General features: G+C 55.5%; 21 protein-coding genes. 7 read left to right on the top strand and 14 right to left on the bottom strand.

Annotation, left to right across the window (positions count from 1 at the left end; all coding sequences use genetic code 11):
* Nucleotides 1–12: 12 nt before the first annotated feature.
* The 3 genes from OA238_RS22495 to OA238_RS22485 are packed head-to-tail and all read left to right on the top strand — an operon-like array spanning nt 13 to nt 4,037.
* A complete protein-coding gene (locus OA238_RS22495; RefSeq protein WP_015496985.1) occupies nt 13–2,451 on the top strand; it encodes a GcvT family protein in 2,439 nt (812 codons plus the stop codon).
* A gap of 54 nt (nt 2,452–2,505) precedes the next feature.
* A complete protein-coding gene (rarD, locus tag OA238_RS22490) occupies nt 2,506–3,393 on the top strand; it encodes an EamA family transporter RarD (protein WP_015496984.1) in 888 nt (295 codons plus the stop codon).
* A complete protein-coding gene (locus OA238_RS22485; protein ID WP_015496983.1) occupies nt 3,390–4,037 on the top strand; it encodes an RluA family pseudouridine synthase in 648 nt (215 codons plus the stop codon). Before rarD ends, OA238_RS22485 begins: the two co-directional genes overlap by 4 nt.
* A 130-nt stretch (nt 4,038–4,167) precedes the next feature.
* Here OA238_RS22485 and OA238_RS22480 read toward each other — a convergent pair whose 3' ends face one another.
* Nucleotides 4,168–5,235 carry an IS630 family transposase gene (locus OA238_RS22480; RefSeq protein ID WP_015496982.1) on the bottom strand — a complete coding sequence of 356 codons (1,068 nt, stop codon included), beginning with the start codon at nt 5,233–5,235 and terminating at the stop codon, nt 4,168–4,170.
* A gap of 156 nt (nt 5,236–5,391) precedes the next feature.
* Between OA238_RS22480 and OA238_RS22475 the strand changes: the two genes are divergently transcribed.
* Nucleotides 5,392–6,045, top strand: coding sequence for a redoxin domain-containing protein (locus OA238_RS22475; protein ID WP_015496981.1), 654 nt, complete (start codon nt 5,392–5,394; stop codon nt 6,043–6,045).
* Between the two features lie 69 nt (nt 6,046–6,114).
* Here the strand turns inward: OA238_RS22475 and OA238_RS22470 are convergent, their stop codons facing one another.
* From OA238_RS22470 to OA238_RS22425, 9 genes are all read right to left on the bottom strand, one after another.
* The gene (locus OA238_RS22470) at nt 6,115–6,672 is read right to left on the bottom strand and encodes a L,D-transpeptidase (RefSeq protein WP_015496980.1); all 558 of its coding nucleotides are present in this window, start codon (nt 6,670–6,672) and stop codon (nt 6,115–6,117) included.
* A gap of 183 nt (nt 6,673–6,855) precedes the next feature.
* Nucleotides 6,856–8,988 carry a polyribonucleotide nucleotidyltransferase gene (pnp, locus tag OA238_RS22465; RefSeq protein ID WP_015496979.1) on the bottom strand — a complete coding sequence of 711 codons (2,133 nt, stop codon included), beginning with the start codon at nt 8,986–8,988 and terminating at the stop codon, nt 6,856–6,858.
* 188 nt (nt 8,989–9,176) lie between these two features.
* Nucleotides 9,177–10,265 (bottom strand): THUMP domain-containing class I SAM-dependent RNA methyltransferase, encoded by a 1,089-nt coding sequence (locus tag OA238_RS22460; protein ID WP_015496978.1) that lies wholly within the window; start codon nt 10,263–10,265, stop codon nt 9,177–9,179.
* A 59-nt stretch (nt 10,266–10,324) separates the two neighbouring features.
* A complete protein-coding gene (locus tag OA238_RS22455; protein ID WP_144055963.1) occupies nt 10,325–10,738 on the bottom strand; it encodes a hypothetical protein in 414 nt (137 codons plus the stop codon).
* Between the two features lie 206 nt (nt 10,739–10,944).
* Nucleotides 10,945–11,343, bottom strand: a complete 399-nt coding sequence (locus OA238_RS22445; protein ID WP_015496976.1) for a hypothetical protein — start codon at nt 11,341–11,343, stop codon at nt 10,945–10,947.
* A gap of 209 nt (nt 11,344–11,552) precedes the next feature.
* Complete coding sequence (locus tag OA238_RS22440) at nt 11,553–11,840, bottom strand: hypothetical protein (RefSeq protein WP_144055962.1); 288 nt, start codon at nt 11,838–11,840, stop codon at nt 11,553–11,555.
* A 19-nt stretch (nt 11,841–11,859) separates the two neighbouring features.
* A complete protein-coding gene (gene rpsO, locus OA238_RS22435) occupies nt 11,860–12,129 on the bottom strand; it encodes a 30S ribosomal protein S15 (protein ID WP_015496975.1) in 270 nt (89 codons plus the stop codon).
* Nucleotides 12,130–12,294: 165 nt separating this feature from the next.
* A complete protein-coding gene (locus tag OA238_RS22430) occupies nt 12,295–13,260 on the bottom strand; it encodes a calcium-binding protein (protein ID WP_015496974.1) in 966 nt (321 codons plus the stop codon).
* A gap of 124 nt (nt 13,261–13,384) precedes the next feature.
* Nucleotides 13,385–13,924 carry a DUF1643 domain-containing protein gene (locus OA238_RS22425; RefSeq protein ID WP_015496973.1) on the bottom strand — a complete coding sequence of 180 codons (540 nt, stop codon included), beginning with the start codon at nt 13,922–13,924 and terminating at the stop codon, nt 13,385–13,387.
* 64 nt (nt 13,925–13,988) lie between these two features.
* Between OA238_RS22425 and OA238_RS22420 the strand changes: the two genes are divergently transcribed.
* A complete protein-coding gene (locus tag OA238_RS22420) occupies nt 13,989–14,357 on the top strand; it encodes a VOC family protein (protein ID WP_015496972.1) in 369 nt (122 codons plus the stop codon).
* Nucleotides 14,358–14,396: 39 nt separating this feature from the next.
* Here the strand turns inward: OA238_RS22420 and truB are convergent, their stop codons facing one another.
* From truB to rbfA, 3 genes are all read right to left on the bottom strand, one after another.
* The gene (gene truB / locus OA238_RS22415) at nt 14,397–15,302 is read right to left on the bottom strand and encodes a tRNA pseudouridine(55) synthase TruB (RefSeq protein ID WP_015496971.1); all 906 of its coding nucleotides are present in this window, start codon (nt 15,300–15,302) and stop codon (nt 14,397–14,399) included.
* Nucleotides 15,303–15,366: 64 nt separating this feature from the next.
* The gene (locus tag OA238_RS22410; RefSeq protein ID WP_015496970.1) at nt 15,367–16,071 is read right to left on the bottom strand and encodes a phosphodiester glycosidase family protein; all 705 of its coding nucleotides are present in this window, start codon (nt 16,069–16,071) and stop codon (nt 15,367–15,369) included.
* Nucleotides 16,071–16,499 carry a 30S ribosome-binding factor RbfA gene (gene rbfA / locus OA238_RS22405; protein WP_044037406.1) on the bottom strand — a complete coding sequence of 143 codons (429 nt, stop codon included), beginning with the start codon at nt 16,497–16,499 and terminating at the stop codon, nt 16,071–16,073. Before rbfA ends, OA238_RS22410 begins: the two co-directional genes overlap by 1 nt.
* 81 nt (nt 16,500–16,580) lie before the next feature.
* Between rbfA and dapB the strand changes: the two genes are divergently transcribed.
* Entirely contained in the window at nt 16,581–17,399 is an 819-nt protein-coding gene (gene dapB, locus OA238_RS22400; RefSeq protein WP_044038661.1) for a 4-hydroxy-tetrahydrodipicolinate reductase, read from the top strand.
* Between the two features lie 54 nt (nt 17,400–17,453).
* Nucleotides 17,454–17,813 (top strand): hypothetical protein, encoded by a 360-nt coding sequence (locus OA238_RS22395; RefSeq protein WP_015496968.1) that lies wholly within the window; start codon nt 17,454–17,456, stop codon nt 17,811–17,813.
* Between the two features lie 12 nt (nt 17,814–17,825).
* On the opposite strand, the gene OA238_RS22390 is transcribed toward OA238_RS22395, so the two are convergent.
* A complete protein-coding gene (locus tag OA238_RS22390) occupies nt 17,826–18,002 on the bottom strand; it encodes a DUF1674 domain-containing protein (protein ID WP_015496967.1) in 177 nt (58 codons plus the stop codon).
* Between the last annotated feature and the right edge of the window lie 34 nt (nt 18,003–18,036).

Genomic DNA, 18,036 nt, shown 5'->3' with positions numbered 1-18,036 from the left:
AGGAACGGGCAGATGGCGGATCTTCCAAGCAAGGCACGTGTGGTTATTATTGGCGGTGGCGTCATCGGGTGTTCGGTGGCGTATCACCTCAGCAAGTTGGGCTGGACGGATATTGTTTTGCTAGAACGCAAACAGCTGACGTCGGGCACAACGTGGCATGCGGCGGGCCTCATTGCTCAGCTACGCGCGACGCAAAATATGACAAAATTGGCGAAATATAGCCAAGAACTTTATGGCACGCTTGAGGAAGAAACCGGCGTGGCCACGGGGTTCAAGTGGTGTGGGTCGATCACCGTTGCATTGACTGAAAGCCGCAAAGAAGAGATTTACCGACAGGCCGCCATGGCGCGCGCTTTCGGGGTCGAGGTCGAGGAGATTTCACCCAGCGAGGTGAAAGCGAAATATGAGCATCTTAATATTGATGGCGTTGTCGGCGGGGTCTATCTGCCGCTGGACGGGCAGGGCGACCCTTCCAATATCGCACTGGCGCTGGCCAAAGGTGCGCGGCAACGTGGGGCCGTCATAAAAGAGCGGGTAAAGGCCACGGGTGTTGTCCGCGCCGGGCGGCGGATCACTGGTGTGAACTGGGAAGATGCGACTGGGCAAGGCACGATTGAGTGTGATCACGTCGTGAATTGTGCGGGCATGTGGGGCCGTGAGGTTGGCCAGATGCTGGGCACCAACGTCCCGCTACAAGCCTGCGAACATTTTTATATTGTCACCGAGGCGATTGCTGGTTTGACGCAGATGCCCGTGCTTCGGGTTCCTGATGAATGTGCGTATTACAAAGAAGACGCAGGAAAGATGCTTTTGGGTGCGTTTGAGCCTGTTTCAAAGCCGTGGGGTCCGATCCCCGAAGGGTTTGAGTTTGACCAACTGCCCGAAGACTTTGACCATTTTGAGCCAATCCTGGAGAACGCGGTTGCGCGTATGCCGATGCTGGCAGAGGCAGGGATTCATACGTTCTTTAACGGGCCAGAAAGCTTTACGCCCGATGATGCCTACCACCTTGGCCTTGCGCCGGAGATGGACAATGTCTGGGTTGCGGCAGGGTTCAATTCCATCGGTATTCAGTCTGCTGGTGGGGCTGGCATGGCGTTGGCGCAATGGATGGATGCAGGTGCGAAACCGTTTGATCTGGGCGATGTGGATATTAGCCGGATGCAGCCATTTATGGGCAACAAAACGTTCCTAATGGAACGTTCAAAGGAAACACTGGGCCTGTTGTATGCAGACCATTTCCCGTTTCGACAAAAGGACACGGCACGCGGGATCAGGCGCACCCCGTTTCATCACCATTTGCAGCAACATGGTGCAGTAATGGGGGAATTGTCAGGGTGGGAGCGCGCCAACTGGTTCGCTAAGGATGGCCAGACGCCAGAGTATGAATACAGCTGGCAGCGACAGAATTTCTTTGACAACGTGGCGGCTGAACATAAGGCCGTGCGCGAGAATGTCGGCATGTATGATATGTCGTCCTTCGGTAAGATCAGGGTCGAGGGGCGCGATGCTGAAGCGTTTTTGAATTACGTCGGGGGCGGCGATTATTCCGTGCCTATTGGCAAGATTGTCTACACGCAGTTCCTGAACAATCGTGGCGGAATCGAAGCGGATGTGACTGTAACGCGCCTGTCTGAAACGGCGTATCTGGTCGTCACCCCTGCGGCGACGCGACTGGCTGATCAAGTTTGGATGGAACGTAATCGTGGCGATTTCAACGTGGTCATTACCGACGTGACCGCAGGTGAAGGCGTGCTGGCGCTGATGGGGCCAAATGCGCGCAAGCTGCTGCAGGCCGTATCACCAGCCGATTTCACTAATGACGTAAATCCGTTTGGCACAGCGCAGGACATCGAGATCGGGATGGGCATGGCCCGCGTTCACCGTGTGACCTATGTGGGGGAGCTTGGCTGGGAAGTGTATGTCAGTGCTGATCAAGCTGGCCATGTGTTTGAAACACTGCATGACGCGGGGAAAGATTTTGGGCTGACGCTGTGTGGGATGCACATGATGGACACCTGCCGCATCGAAAAAGGTTTTCGCCATTTCGGGCATGACATCACCTGCGAAGACCATGTGTTGGAGGCGGGGCTCGGCTTTGCCGTCAAGAAGGACAAGCCGGACTTCATTGGCCGTGAAGCGGTGTTGGAAAAGCAGGAAACGGGTCTGAACAAGCGCATGGTGCAGTTCAAGCTTACGGACCCTGAGCCGCTTTTGTATCACAATGAGCCGATCCTACGGGACGGGGAATTGGTCGGCTATCTGTCGTCAGGCGCCTACGGACACACATTGGGTGGGGCCATGGGCCTTGGCTATGTGCCGTGCAAAGGCGAGACAGCTGCGGACGTTTTGGCGTCGTCTTACGCGATTGATGTGATGGGCACCAATGTCCGTGCCGAGGCGTCATTGCGGTCAATGTATGATCCCAAGTCCGAACGCGTGAAAATCTAAACTGCCTTCATCCCTACCCTTGCGAGCGGTCTTCGGAGCGGTCATGAGGGGGGCATGGAAAACCCAAAAAATCAAGACACCTTGCGCGGCTTTGGCTTTGCGTTGAGCGCCTATGTATTGTGGGGTTTTTTGCCACTTTACCTGAAGGCGGTAAGCCATATTCCGGCTATCGAAGTCGTGGCGCACCGTGTGCTGTGGTCGGTGCCTGTTGCGGGTCTGATACTGATTGTTTTGGGTCGCACAAGTGATTTGGGCCGTATTTTACGCGACCCCAAGGCACTGGCCATGGGATGCATTACCGCGACATTGGTGTCGATCAACTGGGGCGTTTATGTCTGGGCGATTGCGGCGGAGCGCACTTTGGACGGCGCGCTGGGCTACTACATAAACCCGATCTTCAGCGTGTTTCTTGGGGCGATGTTGCTGGGCGAAAAGCTCAACAAACTGCAATGGGCGGCGGTTGGATTGGCCGCAGCCGCCGTGGGCGTTTTGACCTATGCCAACGGGTCGCTGCCGTGGCCCGCGCTGGCGTTGACATTTTCGTGGGGTTTTTACGCGTACTTCAAACGTTCGCTGCCGATTGGACCCAATCAGGGTTTCCTACTTGAGGTGTTGATCCTGTCCCCCGTCGCGCTTGGCTATCTGATCTGGCTGGGCGGTCAGGGTGGCGGCCATTTCGTGCCGCTAACGATAGATATGTGGTTGTTGATGGGCTGCGGGATCGTCACGGCGGTGCCGTTGATGCTGTATGCGAACGGCGCAAAGGGTCTGCGCTTGGCAACCATCGGGATCATGCAATATATCGCCCCAACGATGATTATGTTGATTGCAGTGTTCGTGTTTGAAGAACCGTTTGGCAGTGCCCGCGCGATTGCGTTTCCAATGATCTGGGCAGCGCTGGGCCTGTATACGTTTGCGATGTTTAGGGGCCGTAAGGCATGAGCAGTGATTACGCACCGCCCGATGACCCGCTCGACGTGATCCATGCCGATCATGAAATTCTGATTGTTAACAAACCAAGCGGGTTATTATCAGTCCCGGGTAAGGGACCGCATCTGGCAGATTGCCTGATCGCGCGTGTGCAGGTGGCGTTTCCGCAAGCATTGTTGATCCACCGTTTGGATCGCGACACGTCTGGTGTGATGGTGTTTGCGCTGACGCGACATGCGCAGCGCCACATCGGGTTACAGTTTGAAAAGCGCATGACGAAAAAGACTTATGTGGCCCGTGTTTGGGGCATGTTAGACCCGAAAAAGGGAACGGTGGACCTGCCGTTAATCGTCGATTGGGAGAACCGGCCGCTGCAAAAGGTGTGCCATGAGACTGGCAAGTCGGCGCAGACGGACTGGCGGGTTTTGCGCAATGACGCGCGCGAATCGCGGGTGCGGTTGATGCCCAAAACTGGACGCAGTCACCAGCTACGGGTGCATATGCTCAGCCTTGGACATCCGATCCTTGGCGATCCGTTTTATGCACAGGGTGAGGCACGGGAGTATGAGCGGTTAATGCTGCATTCTGAGGAGTTGCGTTTGCGCCATCCTGACGGTGGCGAAGGCGTGAAGTTTCGCGCAAAGGCACCGTTTTAAACGCCTCCCATGCGTAATTCGACTCCTTCGGGTGACAAGCAGCAATCGCGGGTCGGTCTACCGATATCCGTAGGTGTCTGGCAAAATGTGATCTATACTCATGCGCCTGAATTGACCTGAGGTTTTCCCCTCAAATCACTTTGTATTCCTTGAGCGATATGACGCGGAAGTTGTCGGTGGCGGTGTCGCGGAACTCTGGCCATTTTTCTGGCAGGGTCTTGCGGAAGAAGTCGAAAATGGCCTCTGTGAATTGGTTGAACGTTGCATAGTGCCGATTGTGGGTGACCCATTTGTGCATAACACCCCAAAGACGCTCGATCGGGTTGAGGTGCGGGGCATATGCTGGCAAGAAATGCAACTTCACCCGACGTTCTGGGCTGTCCAGCCATGGCTGTAGTATCTTGGCATGATGATAGCGGGCATTGTCGACAAAGACGTGGATGGCCGTCTTGGTTTGGTTGTTGCGTTCCAACTTTTCCAGCATCTGTCGGGTTGTCTGGGCATTGATCTTCTCGCCTTCCACAAAGGTGAACTGGAAAGTCTCAAGGTCAAGCGCGCCCTGAATGTTGAGCCGCTTGCGCCCTGATGTCGCCTTCAGGGCCGTCTTTTGTCCCTTGGGGAACCAACCATGGGCGGGGCGGCTCTGGTGTTCGGGGTGGACAGCGTCCGAAAAGACAACCATCTCATCTGCGGCCAACCCGTTCATCAGGGCCTCATATTTGGCAATAAACGCAGCCTGCTTGGCTTCATCGGCCTGTGCAGGCAGCAATTGTGGTTTCTTATACGCGAACCCCAGGCGGCGCATCAGCTTGGCGGCTCCCGACGTGCTGTAGTTTTGGTCGCACTCGGCTAGAACATAGGCACAGACCTCATCGGCATTGCGGGCAGGCTGCGCGGTGAAATGGGCTCTCACCACCTGCTCTTGCACGACGGACAAATGACCCTGACGCTGGCTGTAGTCCTTCAGACCGAAAAACGATAGTCCCGCACCGGCAAAGGCAAATCGCCACTCCGTCAAAACTGTCGGGCCAATATCCAAAATCCGGCAAACCGTTCCGGCGTCTTCTCCTGCGTCCAAAAGAAGAAACGCGCGCGCCCGTTTCCAAACAAGGGCGTCAACTTTGCGGCGGCGGCAAAGCGCTTCAAGTGCTATGCGCTGCTCGTCGGATAAGGAGACTGTTTTGTATTGCTTGCTCATAAACTCAAAATACAGACTGAACCGCCTTTGGCCATGCGACGAAGTGAATCGCAGGCCCAAAATCGTCAGGTCAATTCAGGCGCAGGAGTATAAGTAGAATTGGGCCGGATGAATGCCTATATAAGCTTATGAACGTAATACAAAAGGAGAGCCAACATGGGCCTACGCATCAACGACACGATCCCGAATTTGACTGTTGAAACTGACCAAGGCACGTTCGCTTTGCATGACTGGATTGGCGAAAGCTGGGCGATTTTGTTCAGCCATCCAAAAGATTTTACGCCCGTTTGCACGACGGAATTCGGGGCCGTGGCACAGCTAGCCGACGAATGGGACGCGCGCGGTACCAAGGTATTAGGGATTTCCATCGATGGTGTTGAAGAACACAAGAAATGGAAGGCTGACATTGAAGGTTTTGCTGGGGCGAAGGCGGGTTTCCCGATTGTTGCTGACTCCGACCTCACGATGGCCAAGGCGTTCGACATGCTCCCAGCCGAGGCCTACATGCCCGACGGACGCACACCGGCGGACAGTGCTACGGTGCGGGCTGTGTTAATCATCGGGCCAGACAAGAAGCTGAAATTGTCGATGACCTACCCGATGAACGTTGGCCGTAACTTCGCCGAAGTGCTGCGCGCGTTGGACGGATTGCAAACGGCGGCGCGTGAAAATGTTGCGACTCCAGCCAACTGGGTTCCGGGTGGCGATGTTGTGGTGCCTGTCGCCGTGTCTGACGAGGATGCGATTGCGAAGTACGGATCAATCGACACCAAGCTGCCGTACCTGCGTATGGCAAAATTGCCAAAATAGATAAGCGATCAAAATCTATAAAAGCCCTGCCAATTGGCGGGGCCTTTGTTGTTTGGTGTTGCCAGTAAATTAGTGCAGAACTGCGCGCGTGTTCAGAGGTACGCGGTTGTAAAGATCGGAGATGTGGCTGTTGACTAGTCGCACGCAGCCATTGGAAACCGCACTGCCGATGGTATTTGGCGCGTTGGTGCCGTGGATCCGAAGGTACGTGTCGCGGTCGCCACTAAAGAGATACAGCGCGCGTGCGCCCAGCGGGTTATTGATACCGCCTTCCATGCCATCCGCGAATTGGGCGTAAGACTGGGGGCTGCGTTCAATCATGGCTGGTGTCGGGGTCCAGCTGGGCCATTCTTTCTTCACTTGGATCATGAAATCGCCGCTTTCATACAGACCAGCGCGGCCAATCCCGACGGAATATTCCATCGCAAGGCCTGGGCCGAGCACCCAGTAAAGCTTGAAATTGTTAGGTTCGACGTGGATTTCGCCGGTCGCGTAGTCGCGGTCAATGCGCACGATGCGGGGCAATTGCTGTTCGGGAATAAGAAACCCTTGGGCATTTGCAGAAGTTGCTGCAACGCCAGCTGTGGCTGCGGCGGCGGTGTTCAAAAAATGGCGGCGCGTAATCATTGGAATCCCCAGTCTGCGTCTGTTGGTTGTGTGTATGCCCTGTAATGTGCCCTCTGGGCAAGGTTTCGCGCATCACGATGAGGTCAGGGTTCCCATACCTGTGACATCGATCCCGCAAATGCAAAAGGGCCCCGATGTTTCCATCGGGGCCCAATACTAAAGAATAGGTAAGGCAATCAGACCTTAGTCTTCTTTGGCTTCTTCTTTAACTTCTTCACCAGTGACCTGATCGACAACTTTCATCGACAGGCGAACCTTGCCGCGATCGTCGAAGCCCAGAAGTTTGACTTTCACTTCTTGGCCTTCTTTTAGAACGTCTGACGGGTGGTTTAAGCGACGGTTCTCGATCTGAGAGACATGCACGAGGCCGTCTTTCTTACCGAAGAAGTTCACGAATGCACCGAAGTCGACGATTTTGACGACCGTACCGGTGTAAACCATGCCTTCTTCAGGCTCGGCCACGATGGACCAGATCATGTCATAGGCTTTTTTGATCGCTTCTGCATTTGATGATGCGATCTTGATGATGCCTTCGTCGTTGATGTCGACCTTTGCGCCGGACACTTCGACGATCTCGCGGATAACTTTACCGCCAGAACCGATGACTTCGCGGATTTTATCCACTGGCACCTGCATCGTTTCGATCTTCGGTGCATGTTCGGAGAATTCACCAGTCGAGGACATGGCTTTGTTCATCTCACCAAGAATATGGATACGCCCCACTTTGGCCTGCGCCAAAGCTTCTTTCATGATGGCGGGCGTGATGCCTGCAATCTTGATATCCATCTGCAAGGACGTGATGCCGTTTTCGGTACCCGCAACCTTGAAGTCCATGTCGCCGAGGTGGTCTTCGTCACCCAAGATGTCGGACAGGATGGCATATTCGCCGCTGTCTTCCATGATCAGACCCATAGCAACACCAGCAACTGGTGCTTTCAAAGGCACACCAGCGTCCATCATCGACAAGGAACCACCACAAACGGATGCCATCGAAGATGAGCCGTTGGATTCAGTGATCTCTGATACAACGCGGATTGTGTAAGGGAAATCCGTCGCCGCTGGCAGAACTGCCTGAAGCGCGCGCCATGCAAGTTTACCGTGGCCGATTTCACGACGGCCTGGAGGGCCGAAACGACCAACCTCACCAACCGAGTATGGGGGGAAGTTATAGTGCAGCAGGAAGTTCGACTTATACATGCCCTGCAGGCTGTCGATCATCTGCTCGTCGTCGCCGGTGCCCAGAGTGGTCACAACCAAACCTTGGGTTTCGCCGCGTGTGAACAAAGCAGAACCGTGGGTCCGTGGCAGAATGCCGGTTTCCGATACGATCTCACGGATTTCGTCAGTCTTGCGACCGTCGATCCGCTTGCCTGTCTTAACAACATCGCCGCGCAGGATGGAGGCTTCGAGTTTCTTGAGCGCGGAACCGAGGTTCTCATCGCCAAGCTGCTCTTCGCTCAATGCGGCTTTGATCGCGGTGCGGGCGTCGGAAACGGCCGTTGTGCGTTCTTGCTTGTCAGAAATTGCGAAGGCTGCGCGCATCTGCTTTTCACCAGCCGCGGCAACCGCCTTGGACAAGTCAGAGTAATCAGGTGCTGAGAAGTTGAACGGCTCTTTTGCAGCGTCTTCTGCCAGATCGACGATCATGTCGATGACCGGCTGAATCTGTGCGTGGGCGAATTCAACCGCGCCAAGCATTTCTTCCTCGGACAGCTCATAGGCTTCGGATTCAACCATCATTACGGCGTCTTTGGTGCCTGCAACAACAAGGTCCAAACGCTGATCAGGGTTTTCACGCAGCTTGTGCATGTCGTCCATTTCAGGATTCAGGATGTAATCGCCATCTTCAAAACCAACGCGGCACGCAGCGATTGGGCCCATGAACGGCGCGCCGGAAATCGTCAGCGCAGCGGAAGCAGCAATCATCGCGACCATGTCGGGATCGTTGACCAGATCGTGGGACAGAACGGTACAGATCACGAGGACCTCGTTCTTGAAGCCATCAACGAACAGCGGGCGGATTGGACGGTCGATAAGACGGCTTGTGAGCGTCTCTTTCTCGGTCGGGCGCGCTTCGCGTTTGAAGAAGCCACCTGGGACTTTACCGGCGGCGTAATATTTTTCGTTGTAGTGCACGGTCAACGGGAAGAAATCCTGCCCCGGCTTTTGCTTTTTGGCGAACGTCACGTTGGCCATTACAGTTGTCTCGCCGTAAGTGGCGATGACGGTGCCGTCTGCCTGACGAGCGACCTTACCTGTTTCCAGTGTCAGCGTCTCTTCGCCCCACTGGATGGATTTTTTAACTTCTTTAAACATCTATGTTTCCTGTGTCGGAGCAACCTTGGGCATATCCCAAGTCCCCGTTGCATTGGTGGCCCCATTGCCACCGACCCCATTATCCATATGCGAACGCCGGGATCATAAGCGTCACGTCTCAGATAGCGCGCGTTTACACAGGTTTTGTACGTTTGGGAAGACTTGTATCATTGTCGTCGTTGTGAACGTCAGTGCAACGTGTCCGTTTGCCAAAGCCTGATCTTAATACCGCCGTGGTTGACCACAGGGCCAACGGGTTTGAACGGCAGGCCAGTAGCCTTTGCAAGGCTCTGTTCGGATGTGATAATTCCCACACGCCAGCCCTTAAATTCCTTTTTTAGACGTTCGCCAAGTGACGCGTACAGCCCGTAAAGTGGCTTTTTGTTGCCGATGCGCCCGCCATAGGGCGGGTTGGCGATGATCAAGCCTTTGTTCGTGCACGGCGGGGTGATGTCGCTGATCGGTTTCATCTGGAAATCGGTCTGTTCGGTCACGCCTGCGCGGTCCGCATTGGCTTGGCACATCCGTATGGCACCTGCGTCGCGGTCGGTCCCGTAAAAGCGATGCACGGTTTCTTGCGGAGGGCTGCGCAGTGCATCAAAGGCAGTGGCGTCATAGCTGGCGAGGTCTTGAAACGCGAACCTGCGACTCCGCCCCGCATCCATCGCCCTTGCAATTTCCGCGGCTTCAATCGGGAACGTTCCCGATCCGCACATCGGGTCATAGACCGGTTCATTGCCATCATAACCGCAGCCGCGCAGGAACAACGACGCCAATGTTTCGCGCATCGGCGCCTTGTTCACAGCCTCTTTGTGGCCTCGCTTGTGCAAAGACTCACCTGAAGTATCGAGGGAGAATGTCACAAGGTCGTCTTCGATCCGCACGCGCACGCTGAATTCCGCAGTCTTGGAAATGGTCGCGCCGTGATGTTTCAGCGCGTCTTCAACCCGCTGTTGCGCGGCCCCTGCGTGATAGATTTTAGATTTGCGACAGGTCGCCTCGACCTTGACGGTCGCGCCTTGTGGGATCACGTCGCCCCAAGGAAATTTCTTTGACCGTTTGTCGAGCTGCGCGAGGTGCATCGCGCGAAACTCGCCAATGCGGGCCAGCACACGTGTTGCACCGCGCAACGTCAGGTTTGCACGCCAGACGTCTGGCCAATCACCTGTGACAGTCACGCCACCGGGAATGGTTTCGATTACAGAGAAGCCACGCTCACGGGCTTCGTCGGCAAGAAGACCTTCAAGGCCAGGCGCGGTGATCAGAAAAATATCCATATCGAGGGGGTTACACCGCTGGCGCGCAAACCGAAACCTCTTGAAATAGGAACGTGGCGCTACTGCGCTGGGCAGTCGAACACGGCAATCGTGCTTGCGTCGGGCAAGGTGGGTGCGAAGGCCTGTAGGGTGCTGCGCATCAGGTCTTCTTTGTCAGAGTCGATCAGAAAAAATTCGACAGTGCCGAAAGACGCAGTGACTTGGGACGTGCTGAGCTGGGCGATGAGGCGCCATTCTGGGGGCAGTCCGTCGTCGAACACCTCTTCGTATAGCATGGCATAGGTCACGCCAGCGTCTGTTGTCATGCGGCGTATAGGCCTCGGCGTGCGGCCTTCGGCGTTGAACAACTGGCGTGCGATTTCAGAGCCAAGCCCCCACAGATCGAGCACATATTCATCATTGCGGTAGGTCACCCACCCAAGGTCAATGATGGCAACCGGTTCTGGGAAACACTGGACCGCGAAGCGGTGCATTTGATATTGTTGTTCATAAAGATTGCGCGCACGGCGCGTGGTGTGACCAGCGTATCGAGCAAATAGGTATAGCCGACGAACGGCAACACGAAGATCAGCAGACCGGGCGTTGTGATGCGGCGTGACGGCGTTCCGATGACGGGTGCCCATACAATCAAAAGACCGGCAAATGCGGTGGCCGTGATGTAAATTTCATAGCGCGAAAATCAATCCCAGCGGCCCAGCAGCAAATGGGCACTGCTGGCTGTCGCCACGACGCACGCGACGGTGCGCGCCTGTGTGCGGTCGCGTGCGAAGATTGCACCGCCGATGAGGGCGACAATGGCGATGGCAAGGATGCGGCCTTGGCGATCGGCAAGACTGGCCTGAAGCGAGGTAAGCAATTCGCCAAAGATCACACCGTACTGCGAAGAAACTGCAGCGGCCGTGGTTGGTGATTTTACCATAACGGAACTGGGAACGAGAGGCAGGCCGAGCGACGCCATGAGCGCTGCGTGGCCGCTGACAAGTGTCAGAATGACCGCGCCGGTGATGATTGCGCGGGTCCAGTGGCCCCGAATTGCCACCGCGATAAGGGCCGCACCCGCAAAGCCTTCGAATCGCAATAATGGAGCTGCGACGATAGCGACGAAAAACAGTAACCTTGGCGGGTGGTTGCGCGACAGACTCGACAGGCCAAGGATGATTGCAAGACTGGCGAAAACGTGGAGGTGTGTTCCATACCCGTGAACGCCAATGCGAACCCGTTAATCGCGAGGAGCAGTGTAAGGACCGCGACATAGCCTAAAATCGATACGCGATCCGAAGTCGATTTTCACAAGGCCTCCCAAAAGAAACCAGATATCAGCCAAGTCGCGCCAAGCGCGCAGGCCAAAAGGAATGGGTAGAGAATAGAGGATGAGGGGGACGCGACTTCGTCCAAATTCACACCGTAATGTCCGCGCAGCAGGTTTTCGGCGAGCGACAGGTGAATGTAGGGATCGTCGAGGGTGTACATCAATTGTCCTCCGGCGAACCGGAGGACAAAGAACAGCAAGATCGCAATGCCGATGAGACAGGTCAGAACCGAATACGCTTGAAAGCGAGTCCTGAGCGGAGACATCGGCAGGTCGTGCAAAGGTTTAGCGGCGGATGCCCAAACGCTTGATGAGGTCCTGGTAACGGGCCTCATCTTTGCCTTTTGTGTAATCCAGCAATTTGCGACGCAGAGCGACCATTTTCAGAAGGCCACGGCGACCGTGGTTGTCCTTCTTGTGGATCTTAAAGTGCTCAGTCAGTGTCATGATGCGCGATGTAAGGACAGCAACCTGAACTTCGGGCGAACCAGTGTCGCCTTCTTTGGTTGCGAATTCCTTCATCAGTCGTGTTTTGTCTTCTACAGTAATCGACATCGGGGTCTCCTTATTAAAAGGGTGGATGGCACAAGCCGGGATGTCGTCCAGCAGGGCCCATGGAGGGTGAACCAGCCTGATGAACAGGCCGGATGGGCGCGTATAGGAAGATTCCCCCCCAAACGCAAAGAAAAAGAGTTGATCGGAACTGTCTGGAACGTTGGATTATGTTTGGACCAATTGGACCGTACCAACGTCAAAGGCCGTCACACCATACAGGGATGCAACAGGTGCGCCATTAGCAAGCAAAATGGTGCCATAAGCCGTTGATTGAGTTGTCAGTTCGGGCACGTTGCCTTCGTAGTTTAGAACCAACAGGTCGTCGTCGGCGTAATCCATGATGGAAACGGTTCCGCCAGTGATTTCGAACTTGTCAGCGTCTGCGCCCCCTGACACGACGTCCCCATCGTTCCCGATGAGCGTGTCTTGTCCGCCACTGCCATTTAGATAGTCCTTTTCGGCGATGTCTTCGCCGGTCACTCCGTCAAGCACATCATTGCCTTCGCTGCCTTGCATATTGTCGGTCCCGGCGCCACCGATCAGGGTGTCATCGCCGTGCCCGCCCAGAAGCTCATCGTTGCTAGATCCGCCCTTGATGACATCGTCGCCATCGCCCGCATGAAGTTTATCATCGCCGGTTCCACCAGACATGTTGTCGTCGCCAATGTAAACGTACACGAGATCGTCCCCATCTTCGCCAGACACAGTGTCGTCGCCAGCACCGCCGTGAACATGGTCATCACCGTCGCCACCCCGTAGGGTATCATCGCCGCCGCGACCGTCGAGGTAGTCATGGCCAGATTGACCATCCGCGATGTCGTCGCCGTCACTCCCGAAGAATTCGTTATAGAGGTCATTTGGTTCTGCGCGAGAAAGGTCGGCGAAGGCGTCATTATCGGTCGTGTTGTCTGTTAGGTCGGTGGTAGCCAGATCATCAATCGGGCCGCGCTCAGCATCCTCGTCAATGTCGAGAAGGCTGCCAACGTCAGTTGTTTTAGTGTCATTTGATTGCGGCGTTGCATCGTCCGAGGCGCCTGACGGATCGGTGTCAGAGCCACCTGATAAAGTCGGGAACCCGACGAATGCGGTTCCTGCGACGGCGAGGCCTAGAATCCCAATAATGGCAAGCATAACGTGTCACCTTTGATCATAAACAAGCAGCGAGCGCCGAAGATTCGCCCGTGAGCCGCACACCATTTCGTTTCGCGACTATACGCGATAACGCCCAAAACGCCCCAAAATAGTGCTTGAATGGTTAACGAACGACATCCTGAGTGGGATCATGTGGGGGTAACCAAAGTTCTGGTTGTTGGGTGTAAGCGATATAAAGGGGATGTTTGGGATGGCCTGCTTTGGTCAGGCCAAGATGCAGAAGGCTTGCACCACTGGCACGCAAAAGGCGTTCGACATCTGCGCCACGATCGCGATGTTCACCATGGGTCCCCCAGCCGCAAATCGTGACGTCGGCCCAAGCAGCACCAGCACAAATCGCGCTGTCGTTTTCGTCGCCGATCGGGTGTTTGGCCGCACGCATCTTTCGCGGATCGGTGTCGCGCCACGCAAAAATGTTGGTCACGCGAAAGCCGCCGTGCCCCAATGTGCGCGCACGTCGTTCGCAGCGTTCCACAGTTGGATCATTCTGGATTTCGGTGGCTGTCGATGGGTTGAGCATGACAAACTGAACCAAACTGCCTGTCGCGTCCCACACCCGCGTCAGGGAATAGCGGTAGCGTTCGCAATCCGAATAAACGGCCGTGGAGGGCGCATCGCCCTTGGTATGGGTTCGGGTGATCATGTCTGGCTTATGACCTCGCCGCGCGAAATGTGCTAGAGTTGGCCATCAAAAGAAAGGATATCGCATGAAACTGGGCGCATTTTCCATCAGTTTGACGGTCAAAGACCTTGCGAAATCGGTTGCGTTTTACGGCGATCTTGGGTTCACGAGGTTCGGCGGAGCTGATGAGCACAATTACGCAATCATGAAGAATGGCGACACTTTGGTCGGCCTGTTTCAAGGCATGTTTGAGCGTAATATGTTGACGTTCAATCCTGGTTGGGACCAGTCCGCACAAGAGGTGAATCCGTTTGAAGATGTCCGCGATATCAAGGTGAAAGTGAAGGCCGCAGGGCATGAGGTGTCACAAGAAGCCGGTGAAGATACAGGGATTGGATCGTTCGTCGTGATCGACCCCGACGGCAACCCGATCCTGATTGATCAGCACCGTTGAGCGCTCCTTTGTTGGCCATTTCAGGCCATGATGAAGCGATTAGGTCCGCACGAATACGCGCGTAGGATGAAGCTCGCCTGATTTGAACGTGCCGACGGCAATGGCTTGGCCCGCGTGGTCGGCCCAACATTCTTCGCCGTATTCGACATCGCCCATGACGAGAGCGGGATTCCCGTTGCGCAGTTTGGCGACACTCGATTCAGGGCAATGCACGCGCGGCAGGTCGATGAGGCCTGCCTCGAGCGGCAGGATCAGATGGTCAAGAGCGTCAGTCTTTGCGTGCGTATCCAACTGGTCCAACGTGACGCCGTCTTTGGCATCAAACGGGCCGGACCAGACGCGGCGCAGTTCGCGCACGTGACCAAAGCAGCCCAAGGCATCGCCCAGATCACGGGCAATGGCGCGCACGTAACCGCCTTTGCCACAGGTCATTTCAAGTTTGACGTGATCTGCATCAGGGCGATCTGTCAGCAACAGTTCCTCGACCCAAAGTGGGCGCGCTGCAATTTCGAATTCTTCACCATCTCGGGCGCGTTTGTACGCCCGTTCACCATCGATTTTGACTGCAGAAAAGAGAGGCGGTGTCTGCATGATATCGCCGACAAACTGGGCGAGCTGGGCTTTGATTTCGTCGTCTGTTGGACGCTTGTCGCTTTCGGCAGTCACCTCGCCCTCGGCATCATCGGTGTTGGTTTTTTGACCAAGACGCACGGTGAAGGTATAAGCCTTGAGCGCGTCGGTGATGTAGGGAACAGTTTTTGTCGCTTCGCCTAAGGCCACTGCCAAAACGCCTGTCGCATCAGGGTCCAAGGTGCCCGCATGGCCAGCCTTTTTCGCATCCAATGCCCATTTAACTTTGTTGACAACAGATGTCGACGTGATCCCCGCCGGTTTGTCCACGACAAGCCACCCGTGTAGGTCGCGTCCTTTGCGTTTGCGTGCCATGAAATCTCCGGTGTTTAATCAGGCTGGCGGGGTAGTCTGCTGGACGTGTCGCGTCAAGCGCAGGTCAGTTGAGCACGCCAACAATCGGGCCGAGTTGCCAGCCAAAATCCGAGCGGTTAAGGGCGGGAGCGTATAACCTGCTTACCTTACCATCAAAATACAGCGCGTTGGGCAGAGCAAGGTGGTCACGAAACAGCGCGCCGAAATCGTGAAAGTTCACTGCGTCATTTGAGATCGCAAATACCGCGCGGGTGCCGTCGCTGGACGTGCCAACGCCGTTGCGAATGAATTTGGAGGTGCCATCCGCGAGGAAACGCGGATGCAGCGCGCCGTCAATCACAAGCATGGGACCAGATTGAACAGCGTAGGTGCAGTCAGGTTGGCGGTCCAAGTAGTCGAAGGTCTCAAACACCTGCAAGGTATCTGCGATGCAAAATATGCCGTTTGGCAGTAGCCCGAAATTTCCCGGCCCATCTGACGATATAACGCGGGATTCTTGCACGCCGTCTTCGATGTAGTGCCCGACTGGATCACGGTCTTCATGGTACATGCCGGCATTCATCGCGAACGCAAGCGTGCGGCCCGTGTCATTTTCAATAGTTGAAAACCTGCCCAATATGTCGCCATCATCATCGCGCAAGAATAACTGCAGGTCTTCGCCCGCTCGCACTTCACAGGTCGTGTAGGACGTACCTAAATATTCTATATTCTGACAGGTTACTGCTGCAGCAGGAGACGCCAGCAGGAAAAGACCCACCAGCCAGCGCATCAGTCGGTGCCTTCGGAGTCGGGGCTCTCGGGCTCAGCGGCCACATCTTTGGCGACGCGGTCTTCAGCGAACATCACGCGGGTCGCATCCATGCGGTCATACATATCGTCAATGCGAAACCGCAGGTCCGGTGTGACCTTCAATTTCATGCCGCGCGATATAAGATGCCTGAGTTCGCCTTTGTTGCGCGCTAAGGCCGCAATCGCCACATCTGCGTCTTTGCCGCCGAGTGGCAGCACAAAGCAGGTCGCGATGCTCAGGTCGGGTGTCATGCGCACTTCGCCAACGGTGATGGACATGCGTTGCAAGTCGGGGTCATGGACCTCTCCGCGCTGCAATAATTCGGACATTGTCCGGCGGATCAATTCGCCCACGCGCAATTGTCGCGTTGTTGGGCCGTCCTTGCCTTGAAATCTGTTCTTTGCCATGACGTCCATGTAAGGGGAATGCGTGACATTGCCAAGCAGGTCCACGCGGATGTGACGGTCAAAATACAAAAGGATACCAACATGACGGATTTGCCGGGAATCGTGGTGACAGGTGGGTCTGGCCGAATGGGGCAGATGTTGATCAATGCGGTGCAGGCATCCGATGCCTGTGCGCTGGTCGGTGTGTTGGAACGAACGGGTCATGATTGGGTCGGTCAGGACGTTGGTATTGCCATGGGTGGTGCAGAAATAGGCGTGACTGTTAGTGATGACGCCGTCACGACATTTGCCAAGGCGCAAGCGGTTATTGATTTCACGGCGCCAGACGCGACGATTGGCTTTGCCGAACTGGCTGCGCAAGCCCGCGCTGTGCATGTGATTGGCACGACGGGTTTGACGGACGGTGATATTGCAAAGCTGGACGCCGCGGCGCGCCATGCGGTGATTGTGCGTGCGGGGAATATGTCGCTCGGTGTGAATCTATTGGTGCAGTTGACCAAAAAGGTCGCTGCGGCCCTAGACGAAGATTTCGATATTGAGATCATCGAGGCACATCATCACCACAAGATCGACGCGCCGTCTGGGACCGCGTTGATGCTGGGTGAAGCGGCTGCACAGGGGCGTGGGGTGGCGCTGAAAGATGTCACTGATTCTGGGCGTGACGGCGTCACAGGTGCGCGTGTGCGTGGCGATATCGGTTTTTCTGCGATCCGCGGTGGTGATATCGTGGGTGAACATGACGTTTTGTTTGCGGCAGCGGGAGAGCGGATTAAGCTGACGCATATTGCGACGGATCGCGCAATTTTTGCCCGTGGTGCGCTGAAGGCCGCGCTTTGGGGACAGACCCAAAAACCAGGATCTTACAGCATGCTCGATGTGCTGGGCCTCAACGATGAGTGAACTAATTTAAGGGTTCAAACATAACTGTAAGAAATACAGTTACGGAGACTTGCTATGTTTCGCACTTTTGCTTTGTCCATTGCCCTATGTGCGACCCTGCCATTTAGCGCCCAAGCGTTCGAGCGCATCAGTGATCGCGCCATGTTTGTGAATACTGTTGATGGCAGAGACCTCAGAATTGCACTTTACGCGCTGACGCTGAATGTGCGTGCGGACGGCACCATCGTTGGTCGTGCTGCAGGTTGGGGCATCACAGGATTATGGGTCTGGGAAGACGGGTATTTCTGTCGCGACATGGATTGGTCGGGTACGGAAATTGATTACAATTGCCAACTGGTTGAAGTGAGTGGCAATCGTATCCGGTTTACGACCGATCAAGGTGCAGGCAACGACGCGGTGCTGCGCATTCGCTAACGCGCCACGCTGCTAGAAATCTACGGCGATGCCTTTTCTTTCCCAATCGCCGAAACGAACGGGTTCAGGTCCGTCGCGGCCACCTAGTTCTTCGGGCAGTTCCATCGCTTTTGCCTTTTCGCGACGATCGCTCGCCTCGGCAAGGGCGCGTTTGGCGGCATCGCTGATGTCTTTGTGTGCTTGGGTCATGTCGGCTCCTTGCGGTGGTTGTATGTGTGATATA

Origin of the sequence: Octadecabacter arcticus 238 (assembly GCF_000155735.2) — a bacterium.
Classification (GTDB): domain Bacteria; phylum Pseudomonadota; class Alphaproteobacteria; order Rhodobacterales; family Rhodobacteraceae; genus Octadecabacter; species Octadecabacter arcticus.
The sequence above is the reverse complement of the archived record's forward strand: the minus strand, read 5'-3'. Positions and strand labels throughout refer to the sequence as shown.